The organism is Kosakonia sp. HypNH10, from assembly GCF_029850615.1.
Taxonomy (GTDB): Bacteria; Pseudomonadota; Gammaproteobacteria; order Enterobacterales; family Enterobacteriaceae; genus Kosakonia; species Kosakonia cowanii.
In genome coordinates this window covers 1-19,082 of sequence record NZ_JAOTIU010000012.1, presented here as the reverse complement: position 1 = coordinate 19,082, position 19,082 = coordinate 1, and the positions used below count along the sequence as shown (strand labels likewise).

Sequence of the window (19,082 nt, the reverse complement as noted above, 5' to 3'; positions counted from 1 at the left end):
CGGTTTGGCTCAGGACAGTTTTTTTGCCGGGTGGCGCTGCGCTTACCCGGCCTACAAACGACCATGGAGTTGAAATATGCATGGTTTGCGTAGGCCTGATAAGGCGCAGCCGCCATCAGGCAGAACCACGATATTGCGCCCGGTTTTGGCTCCGGACAGTTTTTTTGCCGGGTGGCGCTGCGCTTACCCGGCCTACAAACTGCATTATCCCCGTAGGCCTGATAAGGCGTAGCCGCCATCAGGCAAAACCTCATTCGAACAGGTTGTGGTGTAACTTCTGCACCACCTGTTCGGCCTCTTTTCCGGGGACGAGGAAACAGAGGTTATGGCTCGACGCGCCGTAACAGATCATGCGGATGTTGAACGGTTCGAGCACACCGAACACCTCTTTGCCCACGCCGCACGCTTTCGACAAATCGTTGCCAATCAGCGCCACCAGCGCCAGATCCTCTTCAACTTCCACCCGACAGAGCGCCGAAAGCTCCATCAACAGCCCCTGCGTCAGCAGCGTATCGCCCGTGGAGGTGGAACCGGTGGTATCCAGCGTCAGCGCCACGCTCACTTCCGAGGTGGTAATCAGATCGACCGAAATATTGTGCCGCGCCAGAATGCCGAACACTTCTGCGAGGAAGCCGCGCGAGTGGAGCATATTCAGGCTGTGCAGCGTTAACAGCGTCTGCTTACGGCGCAGCGCCAGCGCGCGGAACAGCGGCGGATTGGTGGTGTTATTGCACACCAGCGTGCCGCCCGCCTGCGGATCTTTGCTCGAGCCGACAAAGACCGGGATATCGCTGCGCACCGCCGGTAACAGCGTCGCCGGATGGAGCACTTTCGCGCCGAAGGTCGCCATTTCTGCCGCTTCTTCAAAGGCGATTTCATCAATGCGTTTTGCTGCCGGCACCACGCGTGGATCGGTAGTGTAAATGCCCGGCACATCGGTCCAGATATCGACGCGCGACGCGCTCAGCGCTTCAGCCAGCAGAGCGGCGGTGTAGTCGCTGCCGCCGCGGCCAAGCGTGGTGGTGCGGCCTTTTGCTTCGCTGCCGATAAAGCCTTGGGTGATCACCAGGCCTTCATTGATGCGCGGGGCAAGTTGCTGCGTGGCAAGCGTTGAGAGGGCGGCTACGTCCGGCTCGGCGCGGCCAAAACGGTCGCTGGTGCGCATCACTTTGCGGATATCAAACCACTGCGCCTGCACGCTACGCTCGCGCAGCACTTCCACAAACAGCAGGGTCGACATCAGTTCGCCGTGGCTGACCAGTTCATCCGTCAGCGCCGCCGAGGTTGCCAGCGAAGCAGCTTCAGCGAGGGTAGTAATATTTTCCAGCAGGCGTTCGATCTCTTCGCGGATCACCGCCTGGCTGCCCATACGCTCCAGGATATCGAACTGAATTTTGCGGATGGCGTCGAGCTTGACGAAACGCTCGGTCGCTTCGAGGCCTTCGGCCAGCGCAACCAGTAAGTTGGTCACGCCCGCGGAAGCGGAGAGCACCACCAGACGAACACTGTTATCGGAGAGCACCACGTCCGCACTGCGGTTCATGGCATCGTAATCGGCAACGCTGGTGCCGCCAAATTTAGCGACAACGAAACTTGACATAACTACCTCGTGTCAGGGGATATCATTTCAGCCATGGCACAAGGTTGAACCTTCGCCTTTCGCCCCACAGCGGTGGCCTGGGTAGATGAAACTGAAGCGTGCAGTTATCCTGCAAAAAACTTCGTAAAACAGCGTATTTATAAATAAAGGCTGGGCGGGCACAGTGTCAACGTCGGGATTATGCGGATTTTTCATGCTGCTTTTGCTGTTAGTAAAATGACTTATGTTGTGCTGGTTTTCGCTGTTTTTTGCCTGGCTTTTGCGCACATCGACCGAACCTTTGACATAAAAACCATCACACCTTCCCCGCGCAGGCGCTACAATCGACGGCAGTCTCACTTCTCAAATCAGAAGAGTATTGCTATGAAAAACATCAATCCAACGCAGACTTCTGCCTGGCAGGCACTACAGAAACACTACGCTGAAATGAAAGACGTCACCCTTGCGGATCTCTTCGCAAAAGACGGTGATCGCTTTACCAAATTCTCCGCCACCTTCGACGATCTGATGCTGGTGGATTACTCCAAAAACCGCATCACGCAAGAGACCCTCGACGCGCTGCTGGCGCTGGCGAAAGAGACCGATCTGGCCGGTGCCATCAAATCGATGTTCTCCGGTGAGAAAATCAACCGCACCGAAGATCGCGCCGTGCTGCACGTCGCGCTGCGTAACCGTAGCAATACGCCGATTATGGTCGATGGCAAAGATGTGATGCCGGAAGTGAACGCGGTGCTGGAGAAGATGAAAAGCTTCTCAGAAGCGATCATTTCAGGGAGCTGGAAAGGCTACACCGGCAAGCCGATCACCGACGTGGTCAACATCGGCATTGGCGGCTCGGATCTCGGCCCGTTTATGGTCACCGAAGCGCTGCGCCCGTACAAAAATCACCTCAACATGCACTTTGTCTCTAACGTCGATGGTACCCACATCGCCGAAGTGCTGAAGAAAGTGAACCCGGAAAGCACGCTGTTCCTCGTGGCATCGAAAACCTTCACCACCCAGGAAACCATGACCAACGCCCATAGCGCGCGCGACTGGTTCCTGAAAACCGCCGGTGACGAAAAGCACGTAGCGAAGCACTTTGCCGCACTCTCGACTAACGCGAAAGCGGTGGGTGAGTTCGGGATTGATACCGCCAACATGTTTGAGTTCTGGGACTGGGTCGGCGGCCGTTACTCGCTGTGGTCGGCGATTGGCCTGTCGATCATCCTCTCCGTTGGCTTCGACAACTTTGTTGAGCTGCTTTCCGGCGCGCACGCGATGGATAAGCACTTCGCCTCCACCGAGCTGGATAAGAACCTGCCGGTGCTGCTGGCGCTGATCGGTATCTGGTACAACAACTTCTTCGGCGCTGAAACCGAAGCGATCCTGCCGTATGACCAGTACATGCACCGTTTTGCCGCTTACTTCCAGCAGGGCAACATGGAGTCCAACGGTAAATACGTTGACCGTAATGGCAACGCCGTGGATTACCAGACTGGCCCAATCATCTGGGGTGAGCCGGGCACCAACGGCCAGCATGCGTTTTACCAGCTGATTCACCAGGGAACCAAAATGGTACCGTGCGATTTCATCGCCCCGGCCATTACCCATAACGCGCTTTCCGATCACCACCAGAAGCTGCTCTCTAACTTCTTCGCCCAGACCGAAGCGCTGGCGTTCGGCAAATCCCGCGACGTGGTTGAGCAGGAGTATCGCGATCAGGGTAAAGATCCGGCAACGCTGGACCACGTGGTGCCGTTCAAAGTGTTTGAAGGCAACCGCCCGACCAACTCCATCCTGCTGCGTGAAATCACGCCGTTTAGCCTCGGCGCGCTGATTGCGCTCTATGAGCACAAAATCTTCACCCAGGGCGCAATCCTCAACATCTTCACCTTTGACCAGTGGGGCGTTGAGTTAGGCAAACAGCTGGCGAACCGTATTCTGCCAGAGCTGGGCGACGATCAATCGATCTCCAGCCATGACAGTTCCACAAACGGGCTGATTAACCGCTACAAATCCTGGCGCGGTTAACAGAGAAAGCGTCGCTTCGGCGGCGCTTTTTTTTGCCCGCACAATTATTCCCGCCGCGCCTTAAATATCTGCCGCCTGCGCGAATCAATATATAAGTAATTCCAATAATGTTATTTCCATTAAGGCTAATCCACGCCGAATAGCTGCCTTTGCCATGCGTAATTTGGTTCATCAGGTTTATCCGAAAATCATCGCGCATAGCGTAACGCTTACTATCTATTTTAGGACTAGCCTTATTGTATGAATAATATGTAATTATTTATATGATTGTTTTTTAAGGCATTTGTAAATTTAAATGTTTGCTAAATATACGCTCCGGCTAATGTTCCGAAAAGGTTCCCCGCTATTTCCTGAGGCGTAATTCCTCTGCTTTAGTTGTGTATACTCCCTATCGCCTGAATTTTTTCAGGCAAATCTCCATTCATTCAATGAAGGGAAATTGATATGAAAAAAGCTCTTTATGGCATTTTTGCCATAACCGCGCTTGCGGCGACGTCTGCTTTCGCTGCACCGGTGCAAACCGGTGACGCAGCAGGCTCGGCAGCGACCTCTGTTTCTGCAGGCAGCTCTGCGGCAACGAGTGCGAGCACCGTAGGGTCAGCGGTAGGTGTCGCTCTGGCGGCAACCGGTGGCGGTGATGGTTCCAATACGGGGACCACAACCACCACCACGACAAGTACTCAGTAATAGCGAGTGCATTAACTATAACCACACTTCGGTGTGGTTATTTCGTCCCTTTCGGAGAAGAGTCGTGAAGCGACCTGGTATCATTTTGATTTGCCTGCTCCTTCAGGCATGTTCTGGCCCGATCAAAGGCCTCGGGAATTCACTCTGGAATAGCGTATTTGGCACGCCGGGCGTGCAGCTTACCGATGAAGATATCCGTAATATGCCCTACGCCAGCCAATATATGCGGCTGAATAACGGCCCTCAGCTGTTTGTGGTGTTGGCATTTGCCGAAAACGGGCAGCAAAAATGGGTGACGCAAGATCAGGCCGTCATCGTGACGCAAAACTATCGCATCGTAAAAACCCACCTTGGCACCGATAACCTGCTTGATGTCACCAACCTGGCGGCAGATCCGCTGGCGAAACCTAATCAAATTATCGATGGCACCAGCTGGACGCGCATGATGGGCTGGACCGAATACAAACAGGTGCGCTACGCCACGGCCCGCTCGGTGTTCCACTGGAATGGCACCGACACCGTGCAGCTGGGCAGCGACGAAACCCGCGTTCGCGTGCTGGACGAAGAGGTTACAACGGATCAAAAAAGCTGGCGCAACCGCTACTGGGTGGATGAGGACGGGGTGATCCGCCAGTCTGAACAGTATCTTGGCGCGGACTGGTTCCCGGTGAAAACCACGCTGATTAAGGCGGGCAAACAATGAAAACACGCGCGCTCTTTTTGATGCTTTCAAGCCTCGTCTCCCCGCTGGCGCTGGCGGCGGGCAACGTTGATGTTTACACCCCCGGCGACAGCAAACCGAAAACCTTAACCAATGCCGAACATCTGGTCGATCTGGTGGGCCAGCCGCGTCTGGCGAACAGCTGGTGGCCGGGCGCGGTGGTCAGCGAGCGCAGGGCGACGATCACCGAGCAGGCACGCCATCAAGCGCTGCTGGCCCGGCTCACCACGCTCGCGTCAGAAGAGGGGGGTGACAGCGCCGCCGCCATCAACGGCTTGCGTCAGCAGTTGCAGGGAATCAAGGTCACCGGCAGGCAGCTTGTTGAACTCGATCCCGACTTTTTGCGCACGCACCGCCGCGCTAACCGGCCGCTGGAAGGTGACTACACCCTGTGGGTGGGACCGCAGCCGACCACCATTACCGTCGTCGGGCTGGTGAGCCGGCCGGGCAAGAAACCCTTTACGCCAGAGCGCGATGTGGTGAGCTACCTCGACGAGATGGATCTGTTGAGCGGCGCGGATCGCAGCTACGCATGGGTGGTCTATCCCAACGGTAAAACGCAAAAGGTACCGGTGGCTTACTGGAACCGTCGTCACGTCGAGCCGATGCCCGGCAGCGTGATTTTCGTCGGTTTCGCACCGGGTTTGTGGAGCGATGAGAATGACAAGCTCAATGCCGACATTCTCCAGTCCCTGACGCATCGGATACCGGAATAATAATGAAAAAATCGTTTGTTATTAGCATATTGGCGCTTGGCGTGAGCGCCGCTTGTCACGCGGAGTCCTGGCCGGAACCGATCGGGCCTTCGCAGTCAGATTTCGGCGGCGTTGGCCTGTTGCAAACGCCCACCGCGCGTATGGCACCCGAAGGCGAACTGAGCCTCAACTACCGCGACAATGACCAGTACCGTTACTATTCAGGCTCGGTGCAGCTCTTCCCGTGGCTGGAAACCACACTGCGTTACACCGACGTGCGCACGCGCAAATATAGCTCGGTCGAAGCGTTCTCCGGCAACCAGACCTATAAAGATAAAGCGTTCGATCTGAAATTACGCCTCTGGGAAGAGGGCTACTGGCTGCCGCAGGTCTCCGTCGGCGCGCGCGATATCGGCGGGACGGGGCTGTTCGATGGCGAATATCTGGTGGCGAACAAAGCCTGGGGGCCGTTTGATTTCTCCCTCGGTATCGGCTGGGGCTATCTCGGCACCAATGGAAATATTAAAAACCCGCTCTGTAGCTACAAGTCAGCCTATTGTGTGCGTGACAACCGCTATAAACAGGCCGGTTCAACGGATACCAGCCAGATGTTCCGCGGCCCGAGCGCGCTGTTCGGCGGCGTAGAGTACCAGACGCCGTGGAACCCGCTGCGCCTGAAGCTGGAGTATGACGGCAACAACTACCAGCAGGATTTTGCCGGCAAACTGCCGCAGCGCAGCAAAGTGAACGTCGGCGCGATCTATCGCGTGTCGGACTGGGCAGACATCAACCTGAGCTACGAGCGCGGCAACACCTGGATGTTCGGCTTCACCCTGCGCAATAACTTCAATAATTTGCGTCCTTCCTATAGCGATAATCCACGGCCGAAGTATCAACCGCAGCCGCAGGACGCGATCCTGCAACACTCGGTGGTGGCGAATCAGCTGACGTTGCTGAAGTACAACGCCGGTCTTGCGGATCCGCAAATTCAGGTCAAGGGCGATACGCTCTATGTCACCGGCGAACAGGTGAAATATCGTCATAACCAGGAAGGGGTTGAGCGCGCAAACCGTATCATCATGAATGATTTGCCGGACGGTATTCGCACCATCCGCGTCACGGAAAACCGCCTGCGTATGCCAGCCGTGACCACCGAAACGGATGTCGCCAGCCTGAAGCGCCACCTTGAGGGCGAACCGCTGGGGCAGGATACGGAGCTGGTGCAAAAACGTGTCACGCCAATCGTGCCGGATAAAACCGAGCAGGGCTGGTATATCGACCGCACGGCCTTCGACTTCCATCTCGATCCGGTGCTTAACCAGTCGCTCGGCGGGCCGGAAGGCTTCTACATGTATCAATTGGGGGTGATGGCGACCGCCGACTGGTGGGTCACCGACCATCTGCTGACCACCGGCAGCCTGTTCGGCAACATCTCCAATAACTATGACAAGTTTAACTACACCAACCCGCCGAAGGACTCCGCGCTGCCGCGTGTGCGTACCCGCGTGCGTGAATATGTGCAGAACGATGTCTATGTGAACAACCTGCAGGCCAACTACTTCCAGTATCTCGGCAATAACTTCTATGGCCAGGTCTATGGCGGTTATATGGAGACCATGTACGGCGGCGCGGGTGCAGAGGTGCTGTGGCGTCCGGTCGACGGGCCGCTGGCCTTCGGCATTGACGCGAACTACGTGAAGCAGCGTGACTGGCGCAGCGCCCAGGACATGATGAAGTTCACCGATTACAGCGTGAAAACCGGGCACTTCACCGCCTACTGGACGCCGTGGTTTGCCGATAACGTGCTGGTGAAAGCGAGCGCCGGGCAGTATCTGGCGGGCGATAAAGGGGTGACGCTGGAAGTGTCGAAACACTTCGACAGCGGCATCGTGGTCGGGGCGTATGCGACGAAAACCAACGTTTCCGCCGCGCAGTACGGCGAAGGGGATTTCACCAAAGGGGTGTATGTCTCCGTACCGCTGGATCTCTTCAGCGCCAGCCCAACCCGCAGCCGTGCCGCTATCGGCTGGACACCGCTGACGCGTGACGGTGGCCAGAAACTGGGTCGTAAGTTCGATCTCTACAGCCTGACCAGCGATAAATCGGTTAACTTCCAGTAAGCAAACGCCCTTCTCGTGCTGAGAAGGGCGCTGTTTCACAACCGGCGCAGCAGTCGCGCCGGGTTGCCCGCATAAACCCCTTTCACCGTAGTCGACTTCGTCACCACACTGCCCGCGCCAATTACGCAACCATCGCAAATTGAAACCGCCAGAATCGTGGCACCGCTGCCAATAGATACGCCATTGCCAATCGTAATCCGCCCCCAGTTTTCGCGATTTGGATCGGGTTTGCCGTCGCGGAACAGATCGTTGGCGAACATCACGCCGTGACCAATAAAGCAGCCTTCGCCAATGGTGACGTACTCGCAGATAAAGGTGTGGGACTGGATCTTCGTGCCTTTGCCAATCTGCGTATTGCCCTGAATTTCCACAAACGGGCCGACAAAAACCTCATCCGCCAGCGTGCAGTCATACAGATTGGCGGGCTCATAAATCACCACATTTTCACCGCAGATCACGTTGCGAACGGCGGCGTGGCGAAGAGAAGCGGTGTGCATGATGGCTCCTTAAAGCGCTTTCCCGAAAATATGCAGCGTGCTTTGTTGAGAAGGTGTGGTGAAGAGGGCGCTCTTAATAAACGCGAACCCCTGGCGCTGATAGAAACGCTGCGCATGCGGGTTGGCATCCAGCACTTCCAGCCAGAAAAAGGTCTCGCCACGGCGTTGCGCTTCACGCGCTATCTCATTAATGAGATGCTCGCCGTAGCCTTTTCCCGTTTCGCCAGGTAAGAGATAGAGCTTATGCAGCAGCGTGCCAGCCCGGCCATCATCGTCAATGGCGCAATGCCACGTGACTTTAGCAAAACCCACCGGACTCGGATCACAGAGAATAAACCAGTTTCCCGCTTCGCTTTGCAGGCTCTGTTGCAGGGATGGCACAGCGTACTCCTGGTGCAGAAAAGCCTCCAGTTCACTTTTCTCCTGCCATAAGTGCGCGAAATGGTGGGTGTAACTGGCATAGCCCATCTCGCTCAACAGCGCGGCATCTTCCACGCTCGCTTTACGTATCGTCATCATCGCTTATTACTCTCCCGCTTCGCTGGCTCAGCGACACATCTCATCACGGGCTGTCACATAATCTAAGTAAAAAAAGTAGATCAAGATCACATTTACGCGATATACAGAGGATCTTCTAACAATAATGAGGTGCTGTTATGTCGTCGCTTAATCACCCGCGGGTGGCGTTTGTTTCAACTATTTTGCAGGGCATACTCAGCCTGGGTCTGCTGGCGCTGGGTATTATCCTGATTGTCTTTCTCGGCAAAGAGACGCTGCATCTGGCCATTGCGCTCTTCGCGCCGGTACAGACCAGCAAATATGAGCTGGTCGAAGGGCTGGTGGTCTACTTCCTCTACTTCGAATTTATCGCCCTGATTGTGAAGTATTTTCAGTCCGGGCTGCACTTCCCGCTGCGCTACTTTGTCTATATCGGCATTACGGCGATTGTGCGGTTGATCATCATCGATCATCAGTCGCCGATGGATGTGCTGATCTACTCGGCGGCGATCCTGCTGTTAGTGATCACGCTGTGGATCTGTAACTCCCAGCGCCTGCGCCGCGAATAAAAAAGGCGGCCTGTTCAGGCCGCCGAAATTGAGGGTGCAGTGGCAATAACAACAAGGGTATGACAACGATGAAATTTAGCCCTTCACCCCACCGGCCGTCAGGCCATTGACCAGCCAGCGCTGCGCCAGCAGGAACACCAGGGTAATCGGGATGGCGGAGAGCACCGCCGCGGCGGCGAAATCGCCCCATAAGTAGTTCTGCGGGTTGAGATACTGCTGCATCCCCACTGCCAGCGTGTAGCTATCGACATCGCGCAGCAGCAGCGAGGCGACCGGCACTTCGGTAATGGCCGCAATAAACGACAGAATAAACACCACCGCCAGAATCGGCACCGAAAGCGGCAGCAGTACCAGGCGGAACGCCTGCCATGGGGTCGCGCCATCCAGCGAGGCGGCCTCTTCCAGCGAGCTGTCGATCGTTTCGAAATACCCCTTGATCGTCCAGACATGCAGTGCGATCCCGCCGAGGTAGGCGAAGATCACCCCACCGTGCGTATTCAGCCCGATAAACGGAATGTACTGACCTAAACGATCAAACAGGGCATAGAGCGCCACCAGCGACAGCACCGCCGGGAACATCTGGAAAATCAGCATTCCTTTCAGCAGCGTCGCTTTACCGCGAAAACGCATACGCGCAAAGGCGTAGGCGCAGGTGGTGGAGAGCGCGACAATGCCGATGGCGGTAATCACGGCAATCTTCACCGAGTTCCACAGCCATAACAGCACCGGGAAGGGCGGAGGCGTCACGCGCCCATCGGCATGCTCAACGCTAAAGCCCAGCGCCAGCCGCCAGTGCTCCCAGGAGATGCGCTCCGGGATCAGGCTGCCGGTGGCGAAGTTGCCTTCACGCAGTGAAATGGCGATCACCATCAGCAGCGGGAACATAATCGCGGCGATAAACAGCAGCAGTAACGCATGGGTGAAAAAGAGCCGCAGCTTTTGCGATTTCGCCTGCACCATAGCCATAGTTTTCCTCCTCCTTAATCAAATTTCATGCGCGTGGCTTTCAGATTGACGATGGCCAGTGCGCCCACCAGCAGGAAGATCAGCGTGGCGATAGCCGCCGCAAGACCGAAGTCCTGGCCGCCGCCGCCTTCAAAGGCGATGCGGTAGGTGTAGCTCACCAGCAGGTCGGTATAGCCCGCCGGTGTGGTGGTGCCGATACGATCCGGGCCGCCGTTGGTCAGCAGCTGGATCAGCACGAAGTTGTTAAAGTTAAAGGCAAAGCTGGCGATCATCAGCGGCGTCAGGGGCTTGATCAGCAGCGGGAAGGTGATGCGGAAAAAGTTCTGTAACGGCCCGGCGCCATCCATTGCCGAGGCTTCATAGAGATCTTCCGGGATCGCTTTCAGCAGCCCCATGCAGAGGATCATCATGTAGGGGTAGCCGAGCCAGGTGTTGACGATCACTACCATCGCGCGGGCGGTATTCGGATCGCTAAACCACGCCGGTTTAATGCCGAACAGTGCGCTCAGCATCATGTTGATCTCACCAAAGCTCTGGTTGAACAGCCCTTTAAAGATCAGGATCGAGATAAACGACGGCACGGCGTAAGGCAGGATCAGCAGCAGCCGGTAGACAGCCTTACCCTTTAACGACTCCCACTGCACGACGCAGGCCAGCACCATGCCGACCGCTACCGTCAGCACCACGGTGAGGATGGAGAAGATCACCGTCCAGATAAAAATCTCGATAAACGGTTTCTGAATACCCTCATCGGTAAAGACGCGGGTGAAGTTATCCCAGCCGATAGTGACGGTATAACCGGGGCTCAGTTTCTCACTGCCCCAGCTGCCGTCGGCGTTAAGCGCCTGGTAGAAGCCGGTCTGGTTGTTCGGGCGATACTTGACGCCGCTCTGGTTATTGAGCAGCGTGCCGTCCTGCTCAACCTGATAGAGCGGACGGGTGCCGGAGAACTGGCGCAGCGAGCTCATCGCCACTTTGCTCTCATCCGGCAAGACCGCGGTGAGCTGGTTCAGCCCCTGGCGGTTTTGCGTAATGACACGCAGATTGGCGCGCTCGCCCGCAGGCAGCGCATCGACCTCTTTAACCTTCAACTGCTGTTCGCCGCCGGGTTTAAAAGCGTCGGAGAGATAGTGTTTGCCGCTCTCGCCATCCGTCAGCGCTAACTGCCACTTATCTCCGTCCGGATAGAGCCCGAAGTTGTAGGCTTTGCCCGCCTGGTATGAGCGGTCGAGCAGCACCTGCTGCGCGCGCTCCTGGGTGAGCTGGTTAGTACTGCTGTAGTTGGTAAAGGCGATGGCGATGGTGCAAATCAGCGGGAAGAGGACGAACAGCCCCATCCCCGCGAGACCCGGGTAGACATAGCGCCAGGCGTAGGCTTTACGATTGGCAAAAATGTAGAGGCCCGCCGAACTCAGCACGAGCGTGGTGATGGCAAAAAGGTATTCCCCCTGGGCATACATCATGACGACAAGGTAAGCCACCAGCAGCCCAATTACGGCGATGGCGGCCCATGCAACCTGCGAGCTTTGCCACCAGTGGCGTTTTCTTACAACATCCATGGGAGTGTCCTCTCTACACGCCCCTTTTCACGCCGCTTCGTTGTTGGCGAGGCAGCGTGAAATCTGGCATGTATACAGCCTGTCCAGTTAGCCCTGCTCCGGGATGAACAGGGCCGTTACGTTCTTACTTGGTGATACGGCCCTGCGCATCTTTCAGCGCCGCATCTACGGTCTGGCGACCGGTGACAGCGTTGATCACCGCGGTACGGGTGGCGTACCAGAAGGCGGACATTTGCGGAATATTCGGCATGATTTCGCCGGTTTTAGCGTTCGCCATGGTGGCGGCGATGCGCGGATCTTTCGCTAACTGATCCTGATAGGATTTCAGCGCTACCGCGCCCAGCGGTTTGTCTTTATTCACTTCCGCCAGGCCTTCATCGGTCAGCAGGTAGTTTTCAAGGAACTCTTTCGCCAGCTCTTTGTTCGGGCTGGCGGCGTTGATGCCTGCGCTCAGCACGCCAACGAAGGTTTTCGACGGTTTACCGTTGAAGGTTGGCAGCTGCGCGACGCCGTAGTTGATCTTGCTCTTGTCGATATTGGTCCATGCCCACGGCCCGTTGATGGTCATCGCCGTTTCGCCTTTGTTAAACGCGGCTTCGGCTATCGAGTAGTCGGTGTCGGCATTCATGTGTTTGTCTTTGATCAGTTTCACCAGGAAGCTGAGACCGGCTTTCGCGCCCGCGTTATCCACGCCAACATCTTTCACATCATATTTGCCGTTTTCATACTTAAAGGCGTAACCGCCATCGGCGGCAATCAGCGGCCAGGTGAAGTAGGGCTCTTGCAGGTTGAACATCAGCGCGCTCTTGCCTTTCGCCTTCAGCGCTTTATCCAGCGCCGGGATCTCTTCCCAGGTTTTCGGCGGGTTTGGCACTAAATCTTTGTTATAAATCAGCGACAGGGATTCCACGGAGACCGGGTAGGCGATCAGCTTGCCGTTGTAGCGCACCGCGTCCCAGGTGAAGGGAACCAGCTTCTCCTGGAAGGCTTTGTCCGGCGTCACTTCCGCCAGCAGACCAGATTGTGCGTAGCCACCGAAACGGTCATGCGCCCAGAAGATGATATCCGGGCCGTCGCCGGTCGCCGCAACCTGCGGGAACTTCTCTTCCAGCTTGTCCGGATGCTCAACGGTCACTTTGATGCCGGTATCTTTCTCGAATTTTTTACCCACTTCGGCCAGGCCGTTATAGCCTTTGTCGCCGTTAATCCAGATAACCAGCTTACCTTCTTCGATTTTGGCAAGGGCAGAGGCGGAGAACATCATCGTTGCCACTGCGGACAATGCGAGGATGCGTGCGCCTGTTTTGATTTTCATATATCCCGTCCTTTAGATGATGTGCTCATGAATACGCATAAGGTGGTTTGACGGGAGTAGTCTCCTTTTTTGGCAAGCGCTTCTCATCATCCCCGCCCCTACGCCCCTGGGGCGATTTGTGTGATCTCTGTTACAGGGATTTTCGTTATGTGTCGCAGCGCACATAAAAATGCGCCGTTTTTTGCAAAGCCGGTCACGAAATTACCCGCCGCCCGCTCGTCGGGGGGGCAGAGCAGCGCGTCTCATCCTCCCATCTCCTCCCCCATAAAAAACGCAGGGGGTGGAGGATTCGCCGGAAAAATCGTTACGCCATAGTCAGGCCACTTTGAATGTATCCGTTGGTATCAGGTTGTAACGAAGGGAGATGGGGATGGCGAGCGTACAGCTGCGAAATGTCACGAAAGCCTGGGGCGATGTGGTGGTATCGAGAGATATCAGTCTGGACATTCACGAAGGTGAGTTCGTCGTGTTTGTCGGCCCGTCAGGCTGCGGTAAGTCAACGCTGCTGCGCATGATTGCCGGGCTGGAGACGATTACCAGCGGGGATCTGCTGATTGGCGATACCCGCATGAATGATGTGCCGCCCGCTGAGCGCGGTATCGGCATGGTGTTCCAGTCCTATGCGCTCTATCCGCATCTGTCGGTGGCGGACAATATGTCGTTCGGCCTTACGCTCGCGGGCGCGAAGAAAGATTTGATCAAATCGCGCGTCACCCAGGTCTCCGAAGTGCTGCAACTCGGGCACCTGCTGGAGCGTAAACCGAAGGCGCTCTCCGGTGGCCAGCGTCAGCGCGTGGCAATTGGCCGTACGCTGGTGGCCGAGCCGCGCGTTTTTCTGCTCGATGAACCCCTCTCCAACCTTGATGCCGCGCTGCGCGTGCAGATGCGTATTGAGATCTCCCGTCTGCACAAGCGCCTGCGCCGCACGATGATTTACGTCACCCACGATCAGGTCGAAGCGATGACGCTGGCGGACAAAATCGTGGTGCTGGACGCCGGGCGCGTGGCGCAGGTCGGCAAGCCGCTGGAGCTTTATCACTACCCGGCAGATCGCTTTGTCGCCGGCTTTATCGGCTCGCCGAAGATGAACTTCCTGCCGGTAAAAGTGACCGCCACGGCGATTGAGCAGGTGCAGGTTGAGCTGCCCAACCGCCAGCAGGTATGGCTGCCGGTCGACAGCGCGAACGTGCAGGTCGGCGCCAATATGTCGCTCGGCATTCGCCCGGAGCATCTGCTGCCCAGTGATATCGCCGATGTCACGCTCTCCGGCACTGTTCAGGTCGTCGAACAGCTTGGTCACGAAACACAGATTCATATCCAGATCCCCGCAATACGTCAGAACCTGGTTTACCGCCAGAACGACGTGGTGCTGGTAGAAGAGGGTGCCACATTCGCCATCGGCTTACCGCCGGAGCGTTGCCATCTGTTCCGTGAAGATGGCACCGCCTGCCGCCGGTTGCATAAAGAACCTGGCGTTTAAGCTACCCCACAATGAGATTACACAAAGCCATTCGCATGATGTCGAGGCGGCAACGGCATGCACTTTGTGCGCTTACAAACGTAGGCGCACGGGTGAATACGGCAGCCAACAAAGCGTTAGCCGGACGGGGGCGTGTAAAAAAAGAAAAGCAAGCTCTCAGGAGATAGAACGATGATTACTCTGCGCAAAGTTCCTCTGGCAATCGCCATTACGGCAGGCATTTTGTCTGCTCAGGCGGGCGCTGTTGATTTTAAAGGTTATGCACGTTCCGGCATCGGCTGGACCGGCAGCGGCGGCGAGCAGCAGTGCTTCCAGGCCACCGGTGCGGACGCCAAATATCGTCTCGGTAACGAATGCGAAACCTACGCAGAATTAAAACTCGGTCAGGAAGTGTGGAAAGACGCTGATAAAAGCTTCTATTTCGACTCCAACATTGCCTATAAAACAGCGCAGTTGGATGACTGGGAAAACACCAACACGCCAGCCGTGCGTGAATTTAACGTTGTGGGTAAAAACCTGATCGACGCGCTGCCGGGCGCCAATATGTGGGCCGGTAAACGCTTCTATCAGCGTCATGACGTACATATGATCGACTTCTATTACTGGGATATCTCCGGCCCAGGCGCAGGTCTTGAAAATATTGACGTTGGCATCGGTAAACTCTCTCTGGCAGCAACCCGCTCCTCGGAATCCGGCGGCTCTTCAGCCTTCGGTGATCGTGATACGACCACTGGCCTCAGAACCTATAACAAAGTGGTTCCTAACGATGTGTTTGATGTGCGTTTGGCCGGTCTGGAAACCAACCCGGATGGCGTGCTGGAACTGGGCGTCGATTACGGTCACACCAATATTCCGGACAACTACTACCTGGAGCCGGGTGCCTCGAAAGATGGCTGGATGTTCACCGCAGAACATACCCAGAGCATGATGAAGGGCTACAACAAGTTCGTGGTGCAATATGCCACTGACGCAATGATTTCTCAGGGTAAAGGCCGGGCGCGCGGCGGCTCGGTGGATAACGATGGACATCTGATTCGCGTCCTGGATCACGGCGCAGTTAACCTCGCAGAGAAGTGGGATCTGATGTACGTCGGTATGTATCAGGATACCGATCGCGATAACAACCGCGGCAACACCTGGTACACCGTGGGCGTGCGTCCGATGTACAAATGGACGCCGATCATGAGCACTCTGATGGAAGTGGGCTACGACAATGTGAAGTCTCAGGAAACGGGCGATCGCAACAGCCAGTACAAAATTACCCTGGCGCAACAGTGGCAGGCAGGCGACAGCATCTGGTCTCGCCCGGCGATTCGTGTGTTCGCCACCTACGCCAAGTGGGATGAAAAATGGGGCTACATCAAAACTGACCCTAATGGCAACGTCTCTTCATTTGCTGCAAGCAATGGCACCGTGACGCCGTATGGTACCTCCAGCCGTGGTGACAATGACGAGTGGTCCTTCGGTGCGCAGATGGAAATCTGGTGGTAATCGAGTTTTACCCGCTGTAATGCATGAAAAGAGGGGCGCAAGCCCCTCAATTTTAGGTGAAGCGCGCTATTGCCTGGCTACCGCTCACAACGAAATTAAGGTGATAACAATGAAAATGAAAAAGAGTCTTCTCGCATTGTGCCTCACAGCTGGCCTGCTGGCTGCGCCCATGACCAGCTTCGCAGCGATTAACATCGTCCCGCAGGATCTCTCCGCCGCGCCTGCTATTCCTGCCTCTGCACTTCAGCAACTGCAGTGGACGCCAGTCAATGCGTCGCAAACCGTCACTAACGATATCTCTGTCGCAGGGCAGCGCCTGAATGTCAGCGGCATCAGCGGCCCGGTGATGGCCTATAGCGTGCCGGCCAATATCGGCGAACTGAATATTACGCTCAGCAGCAAAGTCAAAGATGAAAGCGTCTTCGCGCCGAACGTGCTGGTGCTGGATCAGAATCTGTCGCCAGCAGCCTTTTTCCCTTCCAGCTTCTTTGCCTACCAGGAGCCGGGCGTGATGTCCGATAACCGCCTCGAAGGCACCATGAAGCTGACGCCTGCGCTGGGTCAGCAAAAGCTCTACTTATTAGTGTTCACCACGGAAAAAGATCTGCGTCAGACCACACAAATGGTTGACCCGGCGAAAGCCTACGCCAAAGGGAACGGTAACGCGGTGCCTGATATTCCGGATCCGATTGCCCGCCATGCCTCCAGCGGCACACTGGCGCTGAAAGCCAGCACCTCTTCCGCGTCAAGCATTCTGGTTGGCCCGCTGTTTGGCTCCTCGGCACCGAGCGCGGTGACGGTCGGCAACACCGCTGCACCAGCCTATAACACGCAGCCTGCACCAGCGCCGGTTGCTGCTCCTGCGCCAGCACCTGCGGCGAAAAGCGAGCCGATGCTCAATGATACCGAGAGCTACTTTAACCGGGCGATCAAACAGGCGGCTGAGAAGGGTGATATCGATAAGGCACTGAAATTATTGAATGAAGCAGAGCGTCTCGGGTCGAAAACTGCCCGTGCCACTTTTATCAGCAGTGTAAAAGGCAAGGGGTAACGTCTCCCCACGTTGTTGATACTTGCAGTAACTGGTGCGTCGCCAGACGCACCTTTTTTTCCGCCGTGCGCACGCGCTGTTGCGCAACTGTTGCACGGATGAAAAGCGAATAAACTTTCCCGCCACTCACTCATCGGTTCTGCGATACACTACTGCGACGTTATGTACCGGAGAGTATGGCATGTCACATCCTGCGCTTACGCAATTGCGTGCGCTGCGCTACCTGGACGCAATCCCCGCGCTGGAACCGCAACTGCTCGAGTGGCTGTTGCTGGAAGATTCCATGACCAAACGTTTTGAACAACAGGGCAAAAAGGTCACGGTTACGCTGATCCGCGAGGGGTTTGTCACGCCTGATGAGATCGCCGAAGAGCGCGATCATCTGCCCGATGAAACACGTTACTGGCTGCGGGAAATCCTGCTCTGTGCCGACGGCGAGCCGTGGCTTGCCGGCCGCACCGTGGTGCCCGAGTCAACGCTGAGCGGCCCGGAACTGGAGCTGCAAAAGCTGGGGAATACGCCGCTGGGGCGATATCTTTTCACCTCTTCTACACTTACGCGTGACTTTATTGATATTGGACGCCACGAGCAGTTATGGGGGCGGCGCTCCCGCCTGCGTCTCGGCGGTAAACCGCTGATGTTGACCGAACTGTTTCTGCCCGCGTCACCGCTGTACTAAGAGGAACTGAAAATGGAGTGGAGTCTCACGCCAACTAAACTGTTGGCCTTTCATCGGCTGATGCGTACGGACAAACCGATTGGTGCGCTGTTACTGCTGTGGCCGACGCTGTGGGCGCTGTGGGTGGCAACACCGGGCGTACCGCCGCTGTGGATTTTGTTAGTGTTTGTCGCCGGCGTCTGGCTGATGCGCGCGGCGGGCTGCGTGGTGAATGATTACGCGGATCGTAAATTTGACGGGCATGTAAAGCGCACCGCGAACCGTCCTTTACCGAGCGGCGCGGTGACGGAAAATGAGGCGCGCGGGTTGTTTATCATCCTTGTGCTGCTGGCTTTTGCGCTGGTGCTTACCCTCAATCTGATGACCATTCTGCTCTCGGTCGCTGCGCTGGGCCTGGCCTGGATCTACCCGTTTATGAAGCGCTATACGCATCTGCCGCAGGTGGTGCTGGGCGCGGCGTTTGGCTGGTCGATACCGATGGCGTTTGCCGCTGTGAGCGAGTCCGTGCCGCTGAGCTGCTGGATTATGTTTTTCGCCAACATCCTGTGGGCGGTGGCTTATGACACCGAATATGCGATGGTCGACCGCGACGATGATGTGAAGATTGGCATCAAGTCGACGGCGATCCTCTTTGGGCGTCACGACAAGCTGATTATCGGCATTTTGCAGGTGCTGGTAATGGCGATGATGGCGGCAGTTGGCTGGCTAAACGGGCTGGGGTGGATCTATTACGCCACCGTGCTGGTCGCCGGGGCGCTGTTTGTCTATCAGCAGGTGTTGATTGCAGGCCGCGAACGCGATGCCTGTTTTAAAGCCTTTCTGAATAATAACTACGTTGGCCTGGTGCTGTTTCTGGGGCTGGCGGTAAGTTATATGCACGTATAGCGCGGGTTTGTCGGGGTTGTGCCCTGAGTTGCCGCGCTCGTGCGCTGAGGTGACGGGTTCGGGCGCTGAGTTGCCGGATGGCGGCTGCGCCTTATCCGGCCTACGGGTTCGGGGCCGCTGAAACCGCCCAGGCCGGATAAGCGTTTGCGCGCATCCGGGAGTTCCCGCACAGTTTCAGCTACAGTTCCAGCGTTACTACGTAGGCCGGATAAGCGTTAACACGCCATCCGGCAGTTACCATACGGTTTCAGCGTTA

The 19,082-nt window shown here is 56.4% G+C and carries 17 protein-coding genes; 11 read left to right on the top strand and 6 right to left on the bottom strand.

Annotation, left to right across the window (positions count from 1 at the left end):
- Positions 1-250: 250 nt before the first annotated feature.
- Positions 251-1,600, bottom strand: coding sequence for a lysine-sensitive aspartokinase 3 (lysC, locus tag N7V53_RS21735; protein ID WP_139568492.1), 1,350 nt, complete (start codon positions 1,598-1,600; stop codon positions 251-253).
- A gap of 363 nt (positions 1,601-1,963) precedes the next feature.
- Between lysC and pgi the strand changes: the two genes are divergently transcribed.
- The 5 genes from pgi to N7V53_RS21710 all read left to right on the top strand — a co-directional run bounded on the left by pgi (position 1,964) and on the right by N7V53_RS21710 (position 7,836).
- Positions 1,964-3,613: a glucose-6-phosphate isomerase gene (gene pgi / locus N7V53_RS21730; RefSeq protein WP_279794907.1), complete on the top strand. Its 1,650-nt coding sequence runs from the start codon at positions 1,964-1,966 to the stop codon at positions 3,611-3,613.
- A 444-nt stretch (positions 3,614-4,057) separates the two neighbouring features.
- The gene (gene yjbE / locus N7V53_RS21725; protein WP_071789442.1) at positions 4,058-4,300 is read left to right on the top strand and encodes an exopolysaccharide production protein YjbE; all 243 of its coding nucleotides are present in this window, start codon (positions 4,058-4,060) and stop codon (positions 4,298-4,300) included.
- Positions 4,301-4,364: 64 nt separating this feature from the next.
- A complete protein-coding gene (locus N7V53_RS21720; RefSeq protein ID WP_023478525.1) occupies positions 4,365-5,003 on the top strand; it encodes a YjbF family lipoprotein in 639 nt (212 codons plus the stop codon).
- The gene (locus tag N7V53_RS21715) at positions 5,000-5,737 is read left to right on the top strand and encodes a capsule biosynthesis GfcC D2 domain-containing protein (protein ID WP_279794906.1); all 738 of its coding nucleotides are present in this window, start codon (positions 5,000-5,002) and stop codon (positions 5,735-5,737) included. Before N7V53_RS21720 ends, N7V53_RS21715 begins: the two co-directional genes overlap by 4 nt.
- A gap of 2 nt (positions 5,738-5,739) precedes the next feature.
- A complete protein-coding gene (locus tag N7V53_RS21710) occupies positions 5,740-7,836 on the top strand; it encodes a YjbH domain-containing protein (protein WP_279794905.1) in 2,097 nt (698 codons plus the stop codon).
- 35 nt (positions 7,837-7,871) lie between these two features.
- On the opposite strand, the gene N7V53_RS21705 is transcribed toward N7V53_RS21710, so the two are convergent.
- Entirely contained in the window at positions 7,872-8,333 is a 462-nt protein-coding gene (locus tag N7V53_RS21705; RefSeq protein WP_279794904.1) for an acyltransferase, read from the bottom strand.
- A 9-nt stretch (positions 8,334-8,342) separates the two neighbouring features.
- A complete protein-coding gene (locus tag N7V53_RS21700; protein WP_279794903.1) occupies positions 8,343-8,852 on the bottom strand; it encodes a GNAT family N-acetyltransferase in 510 nt (169 codons plus the stop codon).
- Between the two features lie 137 nt (positions 8,853-8,989).
- Between N7V53_RS21700 and psiE the strand changes: the two genes are divergently transcribed.
- Positions 8,990-9,400 (top strand): phosphate-starvation-inducible protein PsiE, encoded by a 411-nt coding sequence (gene psiE / locus N7V53_RS21695; protein ID WP_023478361.1) that lies wholly within the window; start codon positions 8,990-8,992, stop codon positions 9,398-9,400.
- A gap of 75 nt (positions 9,401-9,475) precedes the next feature.
- Here psiE and malG read toward each other — a convergent pair whose 3' ends face one another.
- The 3 genes from malG to malE all read right to left on the bottom strand — a co-directional run bounded on the left by malG (position 9,476) and on the right by malE (position 13,240).
- Positions 9,476-10,366 carry a maltose ABC transporter permease MalG gene (gene malG, locus N7V53_RS21690; protein WP_023478487.1) on the bottom strand — a complete coding sequence of 297 codons (891 nt, stop codon included), beginning with the start codon at positions 10,364-10,366 and terminating at the stop codon, positions 9,476-9,478.
- Between the two features lie 14 nt (positions 10,367-10,380).
- Positions 10,381-11,925: a maltose ABC transporter permease MalF gene (gene malF / locus N7V53_RS21685; RefSeq protein WP_023478334.1), complete on the bottom strand. Its 1,545-nt coding sequence runs from the start codon at positions 11,923-11,925 to the stop codon at positions 10,381-10,383.
- A gap of 124 nt (positions 11,926-12,049) precedes the next feature.
- A complete protein-coding gene (gene malE, locus N7V53_RS21680; protein WP_076769052.1) occupies positions 12,050-13,240 on the bottom strand; it encodes a maltose/maltodextrin ABC transporter substrate-binding protein MalE in 1,191 nt (396 codons plus the stop codon).
- Positions 13,241-13,610: 370 nt separating this feature from the next.
- Here malE and malK point away from each other — a divergent pair, with 370 nt between their 5' ends.
- The 5 genes from malK to ubiA all read left to right on the top strand — a co-directional run bounded on the left by malK (position 13,611) and on the right by ubiA (position 18,826).
- Complete coding sequence (gene malK, locus N7V53_RS21675; RefSeq protein ID WP_023478364.1) at positions 13,611-14,720, top strand: maltose/maltodextrin ABC transporter ATP-binding protein MalK; 1,110 nt, start codon at positions 13,611-13,613, stop codon at positions 14,718-14,720.
- 171 nt (positions 14,721-14,891) lie between these two features.
- Positions 14,892-16,211 carry a maltoporin gene (locus N7V53_RS21670; protein WP_279794902.1) on the top strand — a complete coding sequence of 440 codons (1,320 nt, stop codon included), beginning with the start codon at positions 14,892-14,894 and terminating at the stop codon, positions 16,209-16,211.
- A gap of 109 nt (positions 16,212-16,320) precedes the next feature.
- Positions 16,321-17,262 carry a maltose operon protein MalM gene (malM, locus tag N7V53_RS21665; protein ID WP_279794900.1) on the top strand — a complete coding sequence of 314 codons (942 nt, stop codon included), beginning with the start codon at positions 16,321-16,323 and terminating at the stop codon, positions 17,260-17,262.
- 181 nt (positions 17,263-17,443) lie between these two features.
- Positions 17,444-17,941 (top strand): chorismate lyase, encoded by a 498-nt coding sequence (ubiC, locus tag N7V53_RS21660; RefSeq protein WP_279794899.1) that lies wholly within the window; start codon positions 17,444-17,446, stop codon positions 17,939-17,941.
- A gap of 12 nt (positions 17,942-17,953) precedes the next feature.
- On the top strand, positions 17,954-18,826 hold the full coding sequence (gene ubiA, locus N7V53_RS21655; protein WP_279794898.1) for a 4-hydroxybenzoate octaprenyltransferase: 873 nt from the start codon (positions 17,954-17,956) through the stop codon (positions 18,824-18,826).
- The last annotated feature ends 256 nt before the right edge of the window (positions 18,827-19,082 follow it).

Coding starts and splice junctions, on each gene's coding strand:
- malE (WP_076769052.1), bottom strand. CDS start 13,240: ATGAAAATCAAAACAGGCGCACGCATCCTCGCATTGTCCGCAGTGGCA.
- N7V53_RS21700 (WP_279794903.1), bottom strand. CDS start 8,852: ATGATGACGATACGTAAAGCGAGCGTGGAAGATGCCGCGCTGTTGAGC.
- lysC (WP_139568492.1), bottom strand. CDS start 1,600: ATGTCAAGTTTCGTTGTCGCTAAATTTGGCGGCACCAGCGTTGCCGAT.
- ubiC (WP_279794899.1), top strand. CDS start 17,444: ATGTCACATCCTGCGCTTACGCAATTGCGTGCGCTGCGCTACCTGGAC.
- yjbE (WP_071789442.1), top strand. CDS start 4,058: ATGAAAAAAGCTCTTTATGGCATTTTTGCCATAACCGCGCTTGCGGCG.
- malM (WP_279794900.1), top strand. CDS start 16,321: ATGAAAATGAAAAAGAGTCTTCTCGCATTGTGCCTCACAGCTGGCCTG.
- N7V53_RS21670 (WP_279794902.1), top strand. CDS start 14,892: ATGATTACTCTGCGCAAAGTTCCTCTGGCAATCGCCATTACGGCAGGC.
- psiE (WP_023478361.1), top strand. CDS start 8,990: ATGTCGTCGCTTAATCACCCGCGGGTGGCGTTTGTTTCAACTATTTTG.
- malG (WP_023478487.1), bottom strand. CDS start 10,366: ATGGCTATGGTGCAGGCGAAATCGCAAAAGCTGCGGCTCTTTTTCACC.
- pgi (WP_279794907.1), top strand. CDS start 1,964: ATGAAAAACATCAATCCAACGCAGACTTCTGCCTGGCAGGCACTACAG.
- N7V53_RS21715 (WP_279794906.1), top strand. CDS start 5,000: ATGAAAACACGCGCGCTCTTTTTGATGCTTTCAAGCCTCGTCTCCCCG.
- ubiA (WP_279794898.1), top strand. CDS start 17,954: ATGGAGTGGAGTCTCACGCCAACTAAACTGTTGGCCTTTCATCGGCTG.
- N7V53_RS21705 (WP_279794904.1), bottom strand. CDS start 8,333: ATGCACACCGCTTCTCTTCGCCACGCCGCCGTTCGCAACGTGATCTGC.
- N7V53_RS21710 (WP_279794905.1), top strand. CDS start 5,740: ATGAAAAAATCGTTTGTTATTAGCATATTGGCGCTTGGCGTGAGCGCC.
- malF (WP_023478334.1), bottom strand. CDS start 11,925: ATGGATGTTGTAAGAAAACGCCACTGGTGGCAAAGCTCGCAGGTTGCA.
- malK (WP_023478364.1), top strand. CDS start 13,611: ATGGCGAGCGTACAGCTGCGAAATGTCACGAAAGCCTGGGGCGATGTG.